The 1,595-nt window shown below is 64.1% G+C and carries 1 protein-coding gene and 1 rRNA gene; both read left to right on the plus strand.

Annotation, left to right across the window (positions count from 1 at the left end; all coding sequences use genetic code 11):
* Positions 1-89 (plus strand): 5S ribosomal RNA (gene rrf, locus AC5RT8_RS16280); the annotation flags it as partial.
* 447 nt (positions 90-536) lie between these two features.
* Positions 537-1,595: thioester domain-containing protein (locus AC5RT8_RS16285; protein ID WP_494096763.1), on the plus strand; the 1,059-nt coding region annotated here is incomplete at its 3' end.

Below are 1,595 nucleotides of genomic sequence, written 5' to 3' on the forward strand. Positions count from 1 at the left end.
CCGGTCCCATTCCGAACCCGGAAGCTAAGACCCACAGCGCCGATGGTACTGCATCCGGGAGGATGTGGGAGAGTAGGTCACCGCCGGACAATATTTGAGGGTTGAGCCCGTACCAGTGCTGGTACGGGCTCAACCTGTTTAACCCGCGCATGTCAATAAGCATTTCTGCTCTGTCACCGGCTTTCTGCCTATATTCCGGCCTTTCCTATACCCGAGCTCGCGCTGTACGTACTGTGCGATGCACGGGCCGACCTTGTGCCGGCGTCGTCACTCGCGAGTTATCGGAAGAGAAGCAGGAAGCCCTTATGAGCCATCTCATTTCATCCCGCCTGCGGCGCCGTCCAGGGCCAGGGCGTTCGCTACGGAAGTCGTTACTCGGCGTCGTTGGGGCAGCTGCCCTGTTACTGGTGCCGTTCGCGGTGCCCGCGACTGCCTCGTGGACAGAGCCGGACCCGGGGGAACCGGCGGCCGTGGCCGGCACCAATGCTGAAGTCGTAACTACCGGGCTTGGGGCTGCTCAAAGGGTCCAGGCTTTCGTGGCCAACGATCCCACCCCGCCGGATCCCTTGGCGCCGTATCCGGAGGAGAACCCAGTGGGAGTGCCTGTGACCGGCCGGTTCGCGGGCATCATTCTCGCTCAGGATGCCGATGGCGGGACCGGGCAGATGTACTGCATCGATACAGCGGTGGAAACGCAGGTCGGCATTGGCTACGTTCAGGGGGCCTGGGACGAATCCAACGTGGCCAACATCGGCTACGTGAATTACATCCTGAACAACTATTACCCTGCGAATCCGGCATTGCCTGCGGGTCTGACCGCAAATCAGCAGGCCGCGGCGGTGCAGGGTGCGATCTGGTACTTCACCGACGGATACCTGGTCAATACATCGGAGACGGTCATCCGGCCAGCGGTTGAGGCGATCGTCGCCGACGCGCAGGCCAACGGGCCCCTGGTGGAACCGCCCCCGCCCAGTATCACCGTCACGCCGCCGGCTGCTGCGGGCCCGGCGGGAGGCGTGGCCGGTCCCTTTACGGTGGCCGCGGAAGGCGCGGCGGAAATGACGGTTTCTGTACCCACCGGATACACCATCTATGCCGACGCTGCGGGGACCGCCCCGATTCCCAGTGGGGGCGTCGTCGCGTCGGGCACCCAGGTTTGGGTGGGCGGCCCGCCGGATTCCACCACCCCGGGAGTCCTTAGCGCCCGGGCTTCCGTTAGCGTCCAGACGGGCAACGTCTACCTCTACGACGGCGGCGATCCCCTTCGGGACAATGCCCAACCCCTTATCCTTGCAGCGAGCACGGTATTGGAAACCACTGCCGAGGCGACGGCGGAATTCTTCGTCCCGGGTGACCTTGTCATCAATAAGGTGTTTGCCGGCGGGGGTGTGGGCAGCCAGGGGGCTATCGCTCTTACCGTGGACTGCGGACCTGCTGGTGCCTTTGTCTTCGATATCCCCGGCGGTGCAGTTGAGCCGGTCAGTGAGACGGTGCCGGACCTGCCGGTGGGTTCGGTGTGTTCGGTGACGGAATCTGTTACCGGTTCGACGGCGGAGGTGACGGTGACTCCGGTGTTGCCGGAGCCGGTGACGATC

It is taken from the genome of Arthrobacter sp. Ms25 (assembly GCF_059090365.1).